14 protein-coding genes and 4 tRNA genes are annotated in these 18,280 nt (G+C 46.4%); 14 read left to right on the forward strand and 4 right to left on the reverse strand.

The annotated features are described in order from the left end of the window. Nucleotides 1-163 precede the first annotated feature (163 nt). The 7 genes from DFR44_RS03550 to DFR44_RS03580 all read left to right on the forward strand — a co-directional run bounded on the left by DFR44_RS03550 (nt 164) and on the right by DFR44_RS03580 (nt 5,125). Nucleotides 164-949, forward strand: coding sequence for a c-type cytochrome (locus DFR44_RS03550; protein WP_133619338.1), 786 nt, complete (start codon nt 164-166; stop codon nt 947-949). A 115-nt stretch (nt 950-1,064) separates the two neighbouring features. Beyond that, the gene (locus DFR44_RS03555; RefSeq protein ID WP_133619339.1) at nt 1,065-3,122 is read left to right on the forward strand and encodes a cytochrome c biogenesis protein ResB; all 2,058 of its coding nucleotides are present in this window, start codon (nt 1,065-1,067) and stop codon (nt 3,120-3,122) included. A 28-nt stretch (nt 3,123-3,150) separates the two neighbouring features. After that, on the forward strand, nt 3,151-4,575 hold the full coding sequence (gene ccsB / locus DFR44_RS03560) for a c-type cytochrome biogenesis protein CcsB (RefSeq protein WP_246012038.1): 1,425 nt from the start codon (nt 3,151-3,153) through the stop codon (nt 4,573-4,575). Nucleotides 4,576-4,659: 84 nt separating this feature from the next. Beyond that, nucleotides 4,660-4,735: transfer RNA gene (locus DFR44_RS03565), tRNA-Gly, on the forward strand. Nucleotides 4,736-4,771: 36 nt separating this feature from the next. Next, nucleotides 4,772-4,847: transfer RNA gene (locus tag DFR44_RS03570), tRNA-Gly, on the forward strand. Between the two features lie 95 nt (nt 4,848-4,942). Next, nucleotides 4,943-5,016 (forward strand) — tRNA-Cys (locus DFR44_RS03575). Nucleotides 5,017-5,031: 15 nt separating this feature from the next. Next, nucleotides 5,032-5,125 (forward strand) — tRNA-Leu (locus DFR44_RS03580). A 297-nt stretch (nt 5,126-5,422) separates the two neighbouring features. Here the strand turns inward: DFR44_RS03580 and DFR44_RS03585 are convergent. The 4 genes from DFR44_RS03585 to DFR44_RS03600 all read right to left on the reverse strand — a co-directional run bounded on the left by DFR44_RS03585 (nt 5,423) and on the right by DFR44_RS03600 (nt 9,249). After that, complete coding sequence (locus tag DFR44_RS03585) at nt 5,423-6,007, reverse strand: superoxide dismutase (RefSeq protein ID WP_133619340.1); 585 nt, start codon at nt 6,005-6,007, stop codon at nt 5,423-5,425. A gap of 31 nt (nt 6,008-6,038) precedes the next feature. Then, nucleotides 6,039-7,364 (reverse strand): exodeoxyribonuclease VII large subunit, encoded by a 1,326-nt coding sequence (xseA, locus tag DFR44_RS03590; protein WP_133619341.1) that lies wholly within the window; start codon nt 7,362-7,364, stop codon nt 6,039-6,041. Further along, complete coding sequence (locus DFR44_RS03595) at nt 7,361-8,551, reverse strand: cation:proton antiporter domain-containing protein (protein ID WP_133619342.1); 1,191 nt, start codon at nt 8,549-8,551, stop codon at nt 7,361-7,363. The genes xseA and DFR44_RS03595 overlap by 4 nt, the downstream gene beginning before the upstream one ends. 119 nt (nt 8,552-8,670) lie before the next feature. Beyond that, nucleotides 8,671-9,249 (reverse strand): HD domain-containing protein, encoded by a 579-nt coding sequence (locus tag DFR44_RS03600; RefSeq protein ID WP_133619343.1) that lies wholly within the window; start codon nt 9,247-9,249, stop codon nt 8,671-8,673. 216 nt (nt 9,250-9,465) lie between these two features. Here DFR44_RS03600 and DFR44_RS03605 point away from each other — a divergent pair, with 216 nt between their 5' ends. The 7 genes from DFR44_RS03605 (at nt 9,466) to DFR44_RS03635 (ending at nt 18,262) form a co-directional block, all read left to right on the forward strand. Then, nucleotides 9,466-10,842: an APC family permease gene (locus DFR44_RS03605; RefSeq protein ID WP_133619344.1), complete on the forward strand. Its 1,377-nt coding sequence runs from the start codon at nt 9,466-9,468 to the stop codon at nt 10,840-10,842. A gap of 115 nt (nt 10,843-10,957) precedes the next feature. Continuing rightward, nucleotides 10,958-11,902, forward strand: a complete 945-nt coding sequence (locus DFR44_RS03610; protein ID WP_133619345.1) for a hypothetical protein — start codon at nt 10,958-10,960, stop codon at nt 11,900-11,902. Continuing rightward, nucleotides 11,866-13,137 carry a BaiN/RdsA family NAD(P)/FAD-dependent oxidoreductase gene (locus DFR44_RS03615; protein WP_133619346.1) on the forward strand — a complete coding sequence of 424 codons (1,272 nt, stop codon included), beginning with the start codon at nt 11,866-11,868 and terminating at the stop codon, nt 13,135-13,137. The genes DFR44_RS03610 and DFR44_RS03615 overlap by 37 nt, the downstream gene beginning before the upstream one ends. Nucleotides 13,138-13,210: 73 nt before the next feature. After that, nucleotides 13,211-13,999: a glycosyltransferase family 2 protein gene (locus DFR44_RS03620; protein ID WP_133619347.1), complete on the forward strand. Its 789-nt coding sequence runs from the start codon at nt 13,211-13,213 to the stop codon at nt 13,997-13,999. A gap of 170 nt (nt 14,000-14,169) precedes the next feature. Continuing rightward, nucleotides 14,170-15,480 (forward strand): homoserine dehydrogenase, encoded by a 1,311-nt coding sequence (locus DFR44_RS03625; protein ID WP_133619348.1) that lies wholly within the window; start codon nt 14,170-14,172, stop codon nt 15,478-15,480. Nucleotides 15,481-15,567: 87 nt separating this feature from the next. Continuing rightward, nucleotides 15,568-16,521 carry a DUF5655 domain-containing protein gene (locus DFR44_RS03630; protein ID WP_133619349.1) on the forward strand — a complete coding sequence of 318 codons (954 nt, stop codon included), beginning with the start codon at nt 15,568-15,570 and terminating at the stop codon, nt 16,519-16,521. A 94-nt stretch (nt 16,522-16,615) separates the two neighbouring features. Continuing rightward, nucleotides 16,616-18,262, forward strand: coding sequence for a CTP synthase (locus DFR44_RS03635; protein WP_133619350.1), 1,647 nt, complete (start codon nt 16,616-16,618; stop codon nt 18,260-18,262). Nucleotides 18,263-18,280: the final 18 nt, after the last annotated feature.

Genomic DNA, 18,280 nt, shown 5'->3' on the forward strand with positions numbered 1-18,280 from the left:
CTCTTGTTTTTGCATCTTTCCTTAAAAATGACTTGGATTACCCTTGGTTTTAACATGGTCTTAGGGTACAATATTGTCAGTTTGTGAAGGCTTTTTGATGGCTTTGTTATTCAAAAGGCAATAAACCCCACCCTTTGTATTGAAAAGATAAAACGGGAAACCTATGAAACGTACTTACGCATATTTACTCGCCGCTGCAGGCATTGTTGCTGCTATTTCTGGTGTTGCTATTGCCCAACAAAAAATGGCTCCCGCTGCTGCGCCAGCAGCTCCAGCCCCCGCCGCTGTTGTAGCCGCTCCAGCGGTGACGACATCTAGCGCAGCTTTTGATATTAAATCGGTTCAAAACATGCCTGTAGGCTTAGAGCGAGGTAAGGCGATTGCTTCGGGTGTTTGTGCATCTTGTCACAATGCAGATGGTAATAGTACCGTTCCTTTACAGCCAAAGTTGGCGGGTCAGCATGAAGCATATTTATTGAAACAACTCCATGACTTTAAGCCTGCTGAAGGTGCAACAGAAGCAGCACGCGCCAATATGATCAATGCCGCCAATGGGCAAGTTGTGGTTTCAACCATGGCAGGACAAGTAGGAGCGTTGTCAAATGACGATATGAAGAGCTTGGCGATGTGGTTCTCGGCGCAAAAGTTGGTTCCAGATGTGGCCAAACAAGATGACCCAACACTGTCGAAATTGGGTGAGAAAATTTACCGTGGTGGCATCATCAGCAAAAATTTACCTGCTTGTGCAGGTTGTCACGGTCCAACGGGTGTTGGCATTATGGCTAAGTACCCACGTGTCGGCGGTCAATACTCTGATTATTTAGCGGTTCAGTTAAAAGCTTTCCGTGAGGACGCGCGTAAAAACAGCGCCCCAATGCAAGATATTGCTAAACGCATGACCGATACTGAAATATCGGCAGTTGCGGATTATATGGCGGGTTTACGCTAATAAGTTCTCAAATGTAACCGTGCTGGGTTGGGCGTTGTCAACCTAACATGCTGTAAGCAGTTATAATATTGGGCGGTGATTCTTCACCGCCCAAATTTTTTGAAGCTGATATTCAATGATTCAACCCCAAATCACTCCCAAACCTACTCGTCCTGTCGAGCCTATTCGTGCCCGATTGTGGGATTTTCTTGGTTCCATGCGCTTGGCAATCAGTTTGCTTAGCATTTTGGCAATTGCCAGTACCATCGGTACATTGGTCAAACAAAATGATCCGATGGTGAATTACATCGATCAGTTTGGTTTATTTTGGGCAAAATGGTTTGACATGCTTGGTTTTTTTGATGTGTATAACCAGGTGTGGTTTTTAATTATTTTAGCTTTTTTGCTGTTGTCCACCAGTGTTTGTTTAATCCGCAATACGCCTAAAATGCTTCGCGATATGCGTACCTTTAAAGAGCATACTCGCACGAATACGTTGCGACATTTGCATGAACATCAGGAGTGGACGAGTGACTCGACCTTAGATGAATTGACCAAAAATAGTGTGCAAGTATTAAAGCAAAAAGGCTATCAAGTGCGTGCGCAGCAAAATGCTGAGGGCGTTTACATCGCTGCTAAGCGTGGACGCTATAGTCGCTTGGGTTATGTTTTGACGCATTTGGCAATTGTTGTGATTTGCATTGGCGGCTTAATGGATTCTGAGTTGTCTATCCGTGCGCAAGTGCATTTGTTTGGAAAAAAACCTCAAGCCAATACAGTTCCTTTTGCTCAAGTCCCGCCAGATGGGGTTTTACCAATCGGCACAATGAGTTATCGGGGGGATGTTAAAATTCCTGAAGGCGCGGTCACGGATGTGGTGTCGTTAACTTACAATCAAGACAGTTATTTATTGCAAAACTTGCCTTTTGTGCTGCGCCTTAATCGATTTGTGGTTGATTATTACAGCACTGGGATGCCGAAGCGTTTCGCAAGTGATGTAACGGTTCAGGACAAACAAACGGGTGAAACATTTAATCAGACGATTGAGGTGAATCATCCGCTGCGTTATAAAGGGGTCGCTGTTTATCAAGCGGGTTTTGATGATGGCGGTTCACGCATGCAACTGGCGGTCTATCCAATGAGCGGAACAGTGGCTCAACCTGCTCAAATTGATGCGACCATGTACGCCAATCAAACATTCAATTTTGCTGGTGAACCGTATACCATTCAGTGGCGTGAATTTAAGCCCATTAATGTTGAAGACTTGGCGCAAGCATCGGGTGCTGTTTTAGATTCTGACAGTGCTTTGACGCATGCGATGAGTCCAATTAGCAAAAATAAAGCATTGAAAAATGTAGGGCCTGTCATGCAATTTGTACTGCTTGATAAAGCAGGTAATGCTTTGGAGTTTCGCAATTACATGTCGCCGATTACCCTAGACGGGGTGACTGTGTTTTTGAGCGGAGTTCGTTCTGACCCAAACAAAGATTTTTTGTATTTGCGCATCCCTGCTGATAGTGAACAGACTATGGGTGATTTTATGCGCATGCGTGCGGCTTTATCGAACACTGGGTTGCGTGAAAAGGCCATTAAAATATTTGCATCAAAAATGCGCGCCTCTCAAAAAGAAGATTCTTTAAAGGGTGAAGAGCTTGAAAAAAGTCTTACTGAAATCATGAATTTATTTGCGCAGGGCGGCCTACAAAAACTGGGTGAGTCTTTGCAAAGTAAAGTGCCAGAAGGGCAGCGCGATGCAGTCGCACAGACGGTCACCCGCTTGTTGGAAGGCACTTTGTGGGAGCTGCTACAGGTTGCGCGAGTAGAGCAGGGCTTATCTGTACTGCCAGATAGTCCTGAAAATAGCAAATTTACCCGTTTAGCCATTGTTGGTTTATCTGATGCCTTTGCCTATGGCGCACCCGTTTATGTACAGTTAAAAGGCTTTGAGCAAGTGCAGGCATCGGTGTTGCAAATGACCAAATCACCTGGGCAATTTTGGGTGTACATGGGTTCTTTGATGTTGGTGCTAGGTACTTTATTCATGACGTTTATTCGTGAGCGTCGTGTTTGGTTGCATATTCGCCCGAATGGTGAGGCGCAACAATTGATATTGGCAATGAGCAGTACACGCCGAACTTTTGACTACCATCGTGCATGGAATGACTTGCGAGAAGCCTTGCGCAGTGTGACTTAATGCTTAATTTTGATGTATTGGAAAAATGATGAATAACCCAAACCATACCACTCCAGTTGATTTGAGTCGTTTTGCTGATGATATGCCAAAGGCATGGTGGAAGAAGTTAAACTTGATTGATGTTGTTTTTGCTTTGGCCACCTTGAGCTTGTTTGCTTTCGGTGCATTAAAAACATGGCATCTGATGGATTATTATGAAGTCACTATTTTAATATGCGGTGCTTTAGTCACGGTTGCTTTGGCTTGGTTTTGGCGACCACTACAAGCTGTGTTTACCTGTGTGGCGCTTTTGAGTGTATCTTCAGTACTTTTGTATCAGGGGCAATTGAGTCGTGGCGAAACTGTTTTTGGTCTGAAATATATGCTCGCATCACAACCTGCTGTGATGTGGATGAGCGTTTTATTTGTTTTGTCAACTCTGACCTATTGGGTTAATGTTTTTTTGGATAAATCAATCCTGACTTGGTTGGCCACGCGTTTGGCTTATGCCGCTTTAATTATCGGATTCACCGCTCTGATGGTGCGTTGGCATGAGAGCTACTTGATTGCTGTTGATGTGGGACACATTCCCGTTTCAAACTTATATGAAGTCTTTATTTTATTTTCTTTGTTGACCACGGCTTTTTATTTGTATTACGAAAATCATTACAAAACGACCCAGCTGGGTGCTTACGTCATGCTGGTGGTGTGCATGGCGGTCGGGTTTTTACTGTGGTACAGCGTAGCACGTGGGGCGCATGAAATTAAACCCCTCATTCCAGCATTACAATCATGGTGGATGAAGATTCATGTGCCAGCCAATTTTATTGGCTACGGTACATTTTCATTGGCTGCGATGGTTGGCTTTGCTTACTTAATCAAATACGTAGGCACGCCATACGACGCTTTACCCGCCGCCTTTCGTACCAATAAAAATGATGTGCCACCAGCAGATTTGGTTCGTCGACACGCTCAAAAAACCCGTATTGCTACTATTGTCTTATGGGTCTTAGGGGCTGCACTCTTTGTTGAACCCTTACTGTTTCGCACTGGAATGAATGCGGCATATTTTTCTACTTACTGGGCAATCTATTTTGCGATAGGTCTAACGATTGTCGGTGCCATTCTGATGATGCGTCGCCATTTAGCAGCCAAATTACCTGATTTTGAAGTGTTGGACGACATCATGTATAAATCAATTGCAATGGGCTTTGTATTTTTTACCATAGCGACTATCCTCGGAGCGCTTTGGGCGGCAGATGCTTGGGGTAAATATTGGAGCTGGGATCCTAAAGAAACATGGGCGCTCGTCGTTTGGCTCAATTATGCAGCATGGTTGCACTTACGTTTAGTAGCGGGCTTACGAGGAACGTTTAGTGCGTATTGGGCATTGATTGGTTTACTAATAACAGGGTTTGCATTTCTTGGCGTTAATATCTTTTTATCGGGCTTGCATTCTTACGGTGGCCTATAAGACTCACAAATTTTTAAGAATTTTTTTATCAAAAGTATTGACGGACGTTGTTTTATTGTTTATACTTTCGTTCTCTTTTGATGTGCGGGAATAGCTCAGTTGGTAGAGCGCAACCTTGCCAAGGTTGAGGTCGCGAGTTCGAGCCTCGTTTCCCGCTCCACAGAAAAAGAAAGTTTTTGATTTTTGAAAACACAATGCGGGAATAGCTCAGTTGGTAGAGCGCAACCTTGCCAAGGTTGAGGTCGCGAGTTCGAGCCTCGTTTCCCGCTCCAAATTTCAAAAGGAAGTTAAGTTTGACTTCCTTTTTTAGTTTAAAGTAGTTTAAAAGCCGTACAGTGCTGAATGTACGGCACGCCAAACAAGCACTGGCGGGGTGGCAGAGTGGTTATGCAGCGGCCTGCAAAGCCGTGGACGCCGGTTCGATTCCGACCCCCGCCTCCAGTGCGACAGAATGGCGCCCGGGTGGTGAAACTGGTAGACACAGCGGACTTAAAATCCGCCGCTTACCTGAATAAGGGGCGTGCCGGTTCGATTCCGGCCCCGGGCACCAAAAACAAAAATCCCAGTCTTTTGACTGGGATTTTTCTATTTCAACTCATTTCAACTTAACGCTCAATCTCTTGTTTTATATGGGTTTCGGCGGGTTTCTCAAAAATTACTCATTTCTTTTCATTTCAAAAAGCAGCTTTACAACGCTTAAAAAATTGTATATCATTTTGTATAGTGTAATTTATCGAATGAGATGAAATGTTGAGTCAAATGTCTCCATTCAAGCGACAAGCCCGTAAAAAAACACCGCGAGGGCGGTGTTTTTTAATCAGCAAGTCGCTTGATGTGGTGCTGTGTTTTATGCGGCAGAAAAATTAGCTGCTACAAAATCCCAGTTGACCAAGTTCCAGAATGATTCAACGTATTTTGGACGGGCGTTGCGGTAGTCGATGTAGTAGGCGTGTTCCCATACGTCGCACGTCAACAGTGCTTTGTTGTCTGTGGTTAATGGTGTGGCGGCGTTTGATGTCGATACCAGCTCCAATGCGCCTGTTGGTGTTTTTACCAACCATGCCCAGCCTGAACCGAATGTTGTGACGGCGGTTTTGGTAAATTCAGCTTTGAATGCGTCAAAAGAGCCCCATTTGGAGTTGATGGCGTCTGCGAGTGCGCCCGTAGGTGCGCCACCGCCATTTGGTGACAAGCCGTTCCAGTAAAAAGTGTGGTTCCATACTTGGGCTGCGTTGTTGAAAATGCCACCTGATGATTTTTTGATGATGTCTTCTAATGAGGCGTTTTCAAATTCGCTGCCTTTAATCAAATTGTTTAAGTTGTCTACGTAGGCTTTGTGGTGCTTGCTGTAGTGAAATTCTAAAGTTTCTTTTGAAATGGTCGGTGCAAGTGCGTCCATTGCGTAGGGCAGTGCGGGTAAAGTATGTTCCATAGTTGTCCTCAAAATGTTGTTGTTAAAATGTTTACTCTGTCTCGACGTGGTTTACGGTTGAAACCGCGCGTCCGTCTGCGAATTGGACGCTGATGCCGTCGCCTGCTTGTAACGTCTTGGCATTATAAACGATACTGCCATTTTGCGCGCGAACGTACGCAAAGCCGCGTGAGAGGACGTTATCAGGATTGAGTTGAGATAGGCTGCGGCGATATTGCGCAATGTGCTCGTGGTGTTTTTGGAGGTTTAATTTTTGTATGCGTTGTAGCCGCTCACATAGTCGGACAATATTGTGCTGAGCGGTGTTGATATTGGGTTTGTTATTAATGAAGTGTTGTTGTGCGCGCTCGAGACGATGTTGGTATTGTTGTCGTCTGTAAGTGAAGGCGTGTTGTAGGCGAGTGAAGTGATGCTGCAGTGTTTGTTTTTGTTGCATGATGCGCTGAGCAGGGGTGAGCAGGCGCATGGATAATTTGTCCAAATGCTGTGTGTGTTGAGCCAGTTGTCGTTGAAGTGCGCGTTGCAGTAGTGAGAAGCACGATTGGATGTCTGTTAAATGGTCAAGTTGCGATGGACTACTAATCAGTTCAGCGGCTGCTGTAGGGGTGGCGGCGCGGATGTCGGCAACAAAATCGGCAATAGTGGTGTCGGTTTCATGCCCAACGCCGCAGATAATTGGCAGGCGAGACTGAAAAATCGCTTGTGCAACGATGGATTCATTAAAGGCCCATAAGTCTTCTAAGCTGCCTCCGCCTCGAATCACGAGCAGGGCATCAAGCGTCTTATCCTGATTCGCCTGCTGGATGGCGGCGGCGATTTGTGCGGGGGCAGCATCGCCTTGGACCAATGTAGGGTAGAGGATGAGCTCGATGTGGGGCGCGCGGCGTGCTAAGGTGTGCGCGACATCACGCAAAGCGGCGGCTTGTGGTGAGGTGACAATGCCTATTCGACGTACAAAAAAAGGCAAGTTTTTTTTCAAGCTGGCATCAAACCAACCTTTGCGAGCCAATTCGTCTTTTAATTTTAAAAATCGTTCGTATAACGTACCTAAACCCGCAGGTCGCATCGCCTCAACCGTGAGTTGAAAGTCTCCGCGTGCAGCGTATAGCCCCGCGAGGACTTGAGCTTGTACGGCATCGCCTTCACGTGGCTGCCAACTGAGCAGCGAGTTGCGATGCCGAAACATGACGGCGCGTACTTGTGCTTTATCATCTTTGAGTGAAAAGTACCAATGCCCGCTGGCAGCTCGGGTGAGATTGGAAATCTCGCCTTGAACCCATAGTAATGGAATGTGCCGCTCAAGCAAAACGGAAACACGTTGGTTCAGTTCGGAAATGGATAGATACGACGTGCTCATGCCACCTTTTCATTATTGGGTTCAGGTTCTTCGACGGGTGTTTTATTAAACATCACACCAAACATCATCACTAAGGCCGTCAAAATAATCACTTGCGTAATTAATGGTTTGTTAACTAAAGCGATACTTTGTTCGGGTGGAATCGACAAAAACAGCAAAATGGTGATGAGACCGCGTGGTGCTATTGTCATCAAAGGCATTTTTGGCATTTTGAATAATTTGAGTACCAATGCGCGTGAACCAAAAATTGCTGAGGTAATGAGTATAGCCAATAATATGGTATCGGTATTGAGTAACTCATTGGTGTCGAGTAAAAAACCGAAGAAAAGGAAGAATAAAGAGCGCACTAAAAAAGCGACTTCGGCGACGATGTCTTTTAAGCGATGGACTTCTTCACCTAACACTTCGGGATGTAAAAAGTTAAACTTGGGTTTGTTTTTGAATAAGCTCACATTGCCCAAAAATAAACCGAACAATAAAATAAACAATAATGAAGGCAGATGATAGTGCTTGCTCACCAAGTAAATCATCACCGTCGCAAGCACAATCGGTACAAACTTGACATGATGTTTAATGCTGCTGATGAGCCATGCCAAAGCCAGTGTGGCAACCAGTGAAATTGCCAGCATGACGAAAGTTTGCTTAACAAACTCAATGCTCGCCGAACCATCAATCACTTCATTGAGCGCGATAAAATTAAATAACATGACGCCAAATATGTCGGACAAGCTGCTCTCATAAATGACAAATTCTCGATTATATGGATTCAAGCTTTGAGCCGTTGGAATCGCAATTGCACTGCTGATGATGAACAAGGGTACGAAGTTGACCATATTGTTTTTGAGCGAAGGGTAGCCAAACAGGGTGGCAAGGTACGCTGCGCCCAGTGGTAAAATCAACATTGGCAAAAGGGCCGCCAACGACGATTTTTTAACCAATGGTATTTTTGAGCGATTGATTTGTAGTTCTAAAGAGCCCTCTAATACGATTAAAATTAAACCCATCGTGCCTAAAATTGGCAACATAAATGACAAGTCAGGTCGCTCCATGGGGACTCGTGCGACGAGCCAGCCCAGAAGCAATAATAAAATAACGGACGGAATTTTAGTTTTTGAAGCGGTCAAATCAAACACATAGGCCAAAGTCAGTAATGCACAGATAGCAATTGCGATGGTAACGGTACTCATTTATTTCCCCTAAAAAAATAGAGCGCTATTATATGTGAGTGGTTTAGCAGGCTTTTAATCTTAATATAGCTGATTTTACCTTTATTTATTGTTGTAAAAAGAGGTAAATCGACAGTAATTTAAGCACCGAACCAGCTCTGTTTTTTAGCTTCATCCAAACGTTTTTCGAGGTAAGCCCATAACGCAGGGCAACCTTCAGCGATGGGTGCCTTGATGCGGCGTACCACACGCTCGTAGCTGATGCCATTTTCGCGCCAGCTTTGTCCTTGGTTGGCAAGATTGAGCAAGACGGGCATGGCGCGATCTGCCGCATGAGCAAAGCGTGCTTCAGGTGTGTTGCCTGTTTCAAACTCTTGCCAAGCATATAAAAATAAATGGGCTTGCTCGATTGGCAGTATTCCAAAAATTCGTTTGACTGCGGCAAGCTCCTCTGCTTTGAGAACAGTCCAATCCACTTCAGCAAAGGCGATGGTGTCGCCCGTATCGATTTCACCGATGTCGTGTACCAGTAACATCAAAATCACGCGGTTGATGTCAAGCGGTTCGGGGGCGTAGGGTGAAAGCGAAGTGGCGAGCAGGGCAATTTGCCAACTGTGTTCGGCAGAATTTTCGTATCGGTCGAGGCCGAGTGGTTTTGTTTTGCGTGTGACGGTTTTTAATTTGTCAATTTCGATGATAAAATCAATAATTTTTTCCATGCTTTACCTTTGTTGTGTTTGTTTAAGATTGTAGCTTAATATCTAAATATATAAACGCGTCTAAAGCCTTATAAATACTAAGGTTATTGTTAAAAGTGGATGGTTAAAATAATTAAATGTGGAGGGTATTTGTAGGGATGTTTTAGGTATGATACGCCAGTCTATTTGTTTGGTCGGGTTTGACAGCCCATAAAATTATATGTTGAAGGAGACAAAATGTCTGATTCTAAGGGCTTGGCGAGCGGTTCACTGGGAACTGTTGAGTCGGTCGTCATGGGCGTTGCTGGTACGGCACCTGCATTTAGTGTCGCGGTAACGACTGCGGTGATTGTGTCGGCTGTGGGTGAGTTGGCGGTTGGTAGCGTGTTGTATTGCGGCTTGATTATGTTTGGCATCATGCTTGCTTTTACCCATTTAAATAAAATTTCACCGAATGCGGGCGCGACTTATGCTTGGGTAGGTCATGTGTTTGGCCCAACATGGGGCTTTTTTGCAGGTTGGGGTTTGCTGGTGGCTTCGGTGGTGTTTATGGTGTCGGCGACCATTCCCGCTGCGACCTCAACCTTGTTGACGTTTCAAGGTTTGTTTAATTTATCCCCCAGTTTGGTAGAAGACACGCGTTGGGTGGCCTTTACTGCGGCGATTTGGTTGACGCTCATTACGATTGTGGTGACCAAGGGCATTAAGCATGCGAGTTACGCGCAAATGATTTTCACGGTGATTGAGACGGTGATTATTTTTGCATTAATTATCGGCGCGTTTGTTGAATATTGGGGTAAGCCTGCACACATGCCTACTTGGAATTGGTTTTCGCCTTTTTCGTTCACGCCACAGACTTTTGCTGCGGGTGCTTTGACGGCGATTTTCTTTTACTGGGGTTGGGATGTAACCATGAATCTTGGGGAAGAAACTCAAGGTGGTCATCCGCCTGCGTCAAGCAAGGGCGCGTTTTGGGCAATGGTGAATTTGATTTTATTTTTCATCATCATGATGATTGTGGTTTTGATTGTCTTGACCGATGAGGAAATCGCCGCTGCGAATACCAACGTATTGTACGCCATTGCAGATAAGTTGTTTCCGCAGCCTTGGAGCAGCTTGGCGGTGTTGTCAACAATTTTGAGTACGATTGGTACGGTTGAAACACAAATTTTGCAATTTTCTCGCAGTATGTTCGCCATGTCGCGTGACAAAATGTTGCACCCACGTTATGCCAATATTCACCCTGAATGGCAAACGCCTTGGGTGGCTACGTTTGTGATTTGGCTCTTGGGCGTTTTGTTATTGGCGGCTTCGTCAACGATGGAGTCTGTGAAGTCGATTTTGGACAGCTCTGTGCTAGCGATTGGGTTTCATATTTGTTTTTACATGGGTTTGGCGGCATTTGCTTGCGCATGGTATTACCGTGGCCTTTTAAAAACAGCCAGCTTGAAAGACTCCTTTTCACACGTTATTTGGCCTTTGGGTTCTGCTATTTTAATGTCATTCTTGGGCTTGTATCTGTTGCCGACATTTGATCTCATCACGACGCTTATTGCCGTGGGTGGTTTGGCGATTGGCATTGTGCCGTTGTTGTTGGGTCGCTACCGCACGTGATTGGATGTGTCACCTATGTTTTAAAATGCCACGGCTCCAGTCGTGGCTTTTTTTGCAGTTGAAACAGGTTGATGCGCGATATAATGCGCAACTGCACAATTTTTTATTTAAACACATGTCCTCTTTTAGCCCACTTCATTTGATTAATAAGCACGCTGCCATCGCTATGATTTTGGCGAGCGTGTTGGGCTTTGCATTCCCTGATGAGGCCAATATGCTGTTGTCGCACCTGCCGCAGGTGCTGTTTTTTTTGATGTTCTTTACTTTAATCGGCATCAATCAACCGAAACTCGTGCGCATGCTGTCTCGTTATGATACTTGGTCGTATGCGGTGTGGCACTCTCTTGGTTTGACTGCTTTGTTGGTCAGTTTGGCGTATCTGGCGGGAGAGCGGGGCGAGATGTTATTGGCGATTGCGGCGGTGATGGCGACAGGTTCGCTGTTTGGTGCGCCTGCAATTATCCGTTCAATGGGGTTTTCACCGATGTACGCGATGGCACTCACGATTGCGACGACGCTGGTGATGCCCGTGGTGCTGTTTGTGAATTTATATTGTTTTCAAACAGGCGATGTCCATTTGGATTGGGCGTTGTATATTGAGCGGTTGTTGATTTTTATTGTCGGTCCAATGGCTTTGTCTGCTTTGGTACATCGAGTGTTTAGTGAAACGCAGCTTCATCATGTGCATCAGCAACTGTCTAAAATCACGATTCTCTTGGTGATGGCTTTTCCTTTTGGCTTGGTAGGGGCGTATCGACACTTGTTTGACAGTCAACCGCTACGTGCGTTGAGCATGTTGGGTTTGGGGGTATGCTTGGTTGTTGTGCCTTATGTCTTGAGTTTTTATGCCTCTCGCCAGTTTTATCGATTCGATATTGAGCATTCAGTTTCTGCTGCGGTTTCATCTGGGGCGCGTAATCTTTTGTTGACGTATACGATTGCGGCTCCGTTCGTTGGCGTTGAGTTCATGCCGCTGGCTGGGGCGATGCAGTTGCCGATTTATGCGTTGCCGCTATTGACCAAATGGTGGTTGGCGAAAATGCACAAGGTGGCCGCGTGAATCAACAAGTGATTGTGATTGGTGCTGGGCCTGCGGGTTTAATGGCTGCTGAAGAATTGTCCGCGCGCGGTTTTAGTGTCACCGTTTATGATGCCATGCCATCAGTAGGGCGAAAGTTTTTACTCGCGGGCATTGGTGGTATGAACATCACCCATTCCGAGCCTTTGGACTTTTTTTTAAAGCGTTATGCGCCGTGTAGTGAAGTTTTGCTTGATTGCATACGACGCTTTGACAATCAAGCCGTGGTCAATTGGATGACGGATTTAGGCGTGTCGTCGTTTGTTGGGACATCGGGACGTGTGTTCCCGAATGAAATGAAAGCCGCGCCGTTACTCAGGGCATGGTTGGCGCGTTTGAAAGCGGCGGGTGTGACCTTTAAAATGCGTCACCGTTGGCAAGGTTGGGATGTCTCGGGTGCAAACGTATTTGATTCGCCAGATGGTTGTATCAAGGTAATGGCGGATGCGACGGTGTTGTCTTTGGGGGGCGCGAGCTGGCCACGTTTGGGTTCAGATGCGTCGTGGGTGCCATGGTTAAAAGCGGCGGTCGTCGACATAAAACCGTTTGTTGCTGCCAATTGCGGTTTTGACGTGTCGGGGTGGAGCGCGCATTTGCGTGATAAATTTGCGGGCGCACCGATTAAACCCGTTGCTTTGCGTGTAAACGATGCCGAGGGCGAACCTTTGTTTGAGCGGCGAGGCGAGTTGGTGTTGACTGAAACGGGTTTAGAGGGCGGATTGATTTATGCGGCGAGCCGTGTACTGCGCGAGTCTTTAGAGCGTACAGGGCAAGCGACCGTGTATTTGGATTTGTTGCCACAGCACGACTTGGCTCAAGTGCAGCGAGAGGTCGGACATCCGCGCGGTGCGCGCTCGATGAGCAGTCATTTGGCAAGTCGTTTGGGCTTAAAAGGCGTTAAGACCGCGTTGTTGTTTGAACAATTGCAGGCGGCGCAATGGGCAGACGCATTACAACTGGCGCATCAAATTAAAGCCTTACCCATAACGTTCACGGCAACGCGCCCAATTGATGAAGCCATCAGTAGTGCAGGTGGCGTATCCTTTGACAGTTTAGACGCGCATTTGATGCTCAAAAACTGCGCGGGCGTGTTTTGCGCGGGTGAAATGCTCGATTGGGAAGCACCCACGGGTGGTTATTTGTTGACTGCGTGTTTCGCCACGGGTCGAGTTGCTGGGCAGGGTGCGGCGGCTTGGTTGTCCAGTTTAAACAAATAAGTTAAAGTCTGTTCGCCACAAGAGTTATGTAGCAGGTAAAATCCAATCACTCTTTAATTTTTAGTTCTTTCTTATGTCTCAAGTCACCTGCATTATTCCTTTTTACAACGGCGGCGACACCATCGCCAGAGCGATTGATTCCGTCATCGACAGTCCTGCATGTCATGAAGTCATTGTCATGGTGGATGCCTCTCCGCAGCCGTTGTCGCCCTTTTTGACCGATGCGCATCGCGCCCACATTGCCACTGGGAAATTGCGCGTTATAGAAATGGCTACGAATCTAGGGCAAGCGGCCATGCGCAATGTGGCTGCCTCGCTGTCGACTACACCGTATATTTCCTTTTTGGATCAAGACGACATGTATTTGCCTGGCTTTTGTGAGGAAATGTCTGATGTGCTCAACCGTCACCCTGAGCTGGCCGCAATTGAGTGCGGCGCAGAAATTGTCAAAGATGACAAAAACTTACTTGAAATTGATGACCCCCGTTATCAAGCAATTATGTTTTCTGTACCGTGGAATGTATTGATTCGCCGCTTGGCTTTTTGGTACGTCGGCTCATTCCCCGTTGATGCCGCATTTCGTACCCCTTTGGCTGGTGAAGACATTGCATTTATGACGCCACTTCGACATTTTTTGCAGACCGCGCAGGACTTTAGTCGTCGTTTGGTGCGGCATCATTTGCGCGATGGTTCGGCCACTGACAATTATCTCAATCGCACGCAAGTCGTTGATGGGCGTGTTGTTTACATCGAACATTATGAAAATGAAAAAAATGGTGAATGGCAAGCCGCCATTGATAAGCATTATGCTAAAGCGCAACGCGATGTAAATGCATTGCGACAAGTCAAAATCATTAATTAACTTAAATGCGCCAAACGTGTTTTAAAACTTGGCGTGTTTGAGTGCTTGGTTTACAATGTGGCATCACTCGGCATTAAATCGAAATGCCCATCCCTTAAATAATACGGAAGAAGTAAATCTATACTTTTCCGTTATTTTTTTGTTTGAACATGTTTTTTAGAGAAAAGTGTATGAAACCCATCAAAATCGGTATAGCAGGTACTGGCGTGGTCGCCAGCGGCGTCGTCAAAGTCCTTCAGCGCAATCAAGAAGAAATTACCCGTCGCGCAGGTCGAGGCATTGAAGTCGCCGTGGTGTCCTCCCGTACACGCGCCAAAGCCGAAGCGTTGGTGGGGCAAAACGTCCTCATCGTCGACGACATCATGGACGTGGCACGTCATCCAGACATTGATATTGTGGTTGAGACGATGGGCGGCTACGAGCCTGCACGTAGTTTTGTGCTCGAAGCCATTGCGCATGGTAAGCATGTCGTTACGGCCAACAAAGCATTGCTCGCCGAGCATGGCAACGAAATTTTTGCGGCGGCGCAAGCCAAAGGCGTCACCGTGGTATTTGAAGCCGCCGTCGCAGGTGGTATTCCTGTTATTAAATCCTTGCGAGAAGGTTTGTCGGCCAATCGCATCGAATGGATTGCGGGCATCATTAATGGCACAACCAACTTCATCCTCACGCAAATGCGCGAAAAAGGTTGGACTTTCACGGACGCCCTGAAAGTAGCACAAGAACTCGGTTATGCCGAAGCCGACCCAACTTTTGATGTTGAAGGTGTCGATGCCGCACACAAAATCACATTGATGAGTGCGCTTGCCTTTGGTGTGCCAATCAACTTCAAAGCCGCCTCAATTGAGGGCATCAGCCAACTCGCTGCCACAGACATCACGTATGCCGAAAAATTTGGCTATCGTATCAAGTTGCTCGGCATCACCAAGCGCACGCCCGAAGGCATCGAATTGCGTGTACATCCGACCCTGATTCCTGACTCGCGCTTAATCGCCAATGTCAACGGCGTGATGAACGCCGTACTCGTCAAAGGCGACGCTGTTGGTGCAACTTTGTACTACGGTGCAGGGGCGGGCGCAGAGCCCACAGGCTCATCGGTCATCGCCGACCTCATCGATGTCACGCGTACGATTACCGCAGACCCTGAACACCGCGTCCCCCATCTCGCATTCCAGCCCGATGCCTTGGCGAATATTCCAATGCTGCCGTTGTCCTCGGTTAAGACCCGTTATTATTTACGCTTGACGGTACAAGACCGAACAGGTGTTTTGGCTGACATCACACGCATCCTTGCCAATCACGATATTTCGGTGGACGCGATGCTCCAAACTGAAGTGGACGATGCCACTCAGCAAACCCACATCGTAATCATGACTCACGTTTCGCTTGAAGCGAGCATTGACACCGCTGTCCTGCAAATTAAAACGCTTGATACCGTCTCGGGTGAGGTGGTGAAGTTGAGGGTGGAAGAACTGGGTTAAATCCTTCTAATAAAAAAGCAGGCATTTGGCCTGCTTTTTTATTCAAAAAAATACTTAAATTAAAAGCTAAATATACTAAGGTTTGTCATGAGCGATATTCGTTTATTTGAATTGAATAATAAAGTTGCCAGTGAATTGCAGGGCGAGGCTTTGGATTTAGAGAAGCCGCTGCAAAATTTGATTGAGGCGAATCTTGAGCCGTTGCTTGGCGTGCGGTTTTTGAGTACGGAGTACTCGACAGGGCGTGTACATGGTGGACGTATTGACACGTTAGGCTTGGATGAAAATCATTGTCCAGTCATCATCGAGTACAAACGTTCGGTGGGTGAAAATGTGATTAACCAAGGCTTGTTTTATTTGGATTGGTTGATGGATCATCAGGCGGAGTTTGAACTTTTGGTGCTCAAGTTGTTGGGTGACAAGGCTTCAACTTTGATTGATTGGGATGCGCCGCGTTTGATTTGTATTGCTGGCGATTTTACGAAGTTTGATGCACATGCCGTGCAGCAAATTGATCGTAATGTCGATTTGGTGCGCTATCGCTTGTTTGGGCAAGGTTTGCTCCTTCTTGAGCAAGTGAATGCGTCGGTCAGTGGGGCGAAAGCTAGAGCAGATAAGTCGCGTGTGTCCAGTAAAAAAAGGGATAAAAACACCAGTACAACAAAACTGTCGAGTAAAAAATCTACAGATAAAAGTTATGTCGAGTCCGTAGCGGATGCGTCGTCGGATATGTGTGTTTTGCTGAGTACGGTGGAGGACTATATACAGTCGCTGGGCGATGATGTGGTGCGTAAGGAGTTAAAGCTGTATGTTGCTTTTAAACGTTTGCGTAATTTTGCGAGTATTGTGGTGCAGAAAAATCGTTTGTTGATGTATTTGAACGTTAATCCTGATACGCTGGCCTTACCTATGAATGCACGTGATGTCCGAAAATTTGGACACTGGGGTACAGGTGATTTGGAATTGTCGATAGGTAACCATGAGGATTTTGAGATGTCAAAATCTTTGATTCTGTCAGCGTATGAGGGGCGGCATCGGTAATTTTTTAGGTGGTTTCGCTATTATTTTTTAAAAGGTAACTGTCGTTTTGCAGGTATAATCTCGCTTTCAACAAGCAGTGTTTTCGGTGATAAAAATGACAAAATATGTATTTGTAACGGGCGGCGTGGTTTCGTCGTTGGGTAAAGGTATTGCAGCGGCATCTTTGGCTGCGTTGCTTGAATCGCGTGGGCTTAAAGTCACGATGCTCAAATTGGACCCGTATATTAACGTTGACCCCGGCACGATGAGCCCGATTCAGCATGGCGAGGTGTTTGTTACCGAAGATGGCGCAGAAACTGACCTTGATTTGGGGCATTATGAGCGTTTCATCAGTGCCAAAATGCGCAAGTCAAATAATTTCACAACGGGACAAATTTACGAGTCGGTTTTGCGTAAAGAGCGTCGTGGCGAGTATTTGGGTAAAACCGTTCAGGTCATCCCTCACATCACTAATGAAATTCAATTGTTTATTGAGCGCGGTGCGGCGGCATCGAACAATGGTCAAACAGACGTCGCCATCGTTGAAATTGGCGGCACGGTGGGTGACATTGAGTCGCTGCCGTTTTTAGAATCTGTGCGTCAGATGAGTCTGCGCATGGGGCGAGGCAATTCGGCGTTTGTTCATTTGACCCTCGTGCCTTATATTGCGGGTGCTGGCGAGTTAAAAACTAAACCCACCCAGCATTCAGTACAAAAGTTGCGCGAGATTGGCATTATTCCGCATGCGTTGTTATGCCGCGCCGACCGCCCCATTCCTGAGGATGAGTGCGCTAAAATTTCAATGTTTTCAAATATCCCCGTCAATGCCGTCGTGTCGGTGTATGACGTGGATACGATTTACAAAGTGCCTAGATTGTTGTTTGAACAAGGTCTTGACCAAGTTATTTGTGATGAGTTGCGGATTGATGCACCACCTGCAAATGTTGAGTTATGGGACAAGCTGGTGACGGCCTTGGAGCATCCACAGCATGAGATTACCATCGGCATGGTTGGTAAATACATGGATTTGACCGAGTCATACAAATCGTTGATTGAGGCTTTGCGTCATGCGGGTATCCATAATCAAACCCAAGTCAACATTGAATACATTGATTCTGAAGATTTTGAGAACAACGAAGCAGAAGTCAATGCACAATTGTCTAAACTAGACGCAATTCTTGTACCTGGTGGGTTTGGTAAGCGTGGCACAGAAGGCAAAATTCGTGCGATTCAATACGCCCGTGAAAACAAAGTGCCCTACCTTGGTATCTGCTTGGGCATGCAATTGGCAGTGATTGAGTATGCGCGACACGTCGCGGGCTTACCTAAGGCCAATAGTACAGAGTTTGATTCACATGCCACACAACCTGTGGTGGCCTTAATCACTGAATGGATGGGGGAGGACGGTTCATTGCAAAAACGCGACGAAGCGTCTGACTTGGGAGGCACAATGCGACTTGGTTCGCAGTCATGCCCAGTGAAAGCAGGAACGAAGGCGCATCAAATTTATGGCTCAACCGTTACCGAACGTCATCGCCATCGTTATGAAGTCAATACGCAATTTACTGAGCAGCTCGAAAAAGCAGGTATGGTGATTTCGGCGCGTACACCGACCGAGAACTTACCAGAAATGATGGAGTTGCCTGAATCGCAGCACCCTTGGTTTATCGGTGTGCAGTTCCATCCTGAGTTTACATCGACACCGCGTGATGGGCATCCGTTGTTTAGTGCTTTCGTGCAAGCGGCATTGAAAGGGAAATAAGTCATGCCGCAATTTTGG

Source organism: Hydromonas duriensis (assembly GCF_004363775.1).
In the GTDB taxonomy this organism is placed as follows: domain Bacteria; phylum Pseudomonadota; class Gammaproteobacteria; order Burkholderiales; family Burkholderiaceae; genus Hydromonas; species Hydromonas duriensis.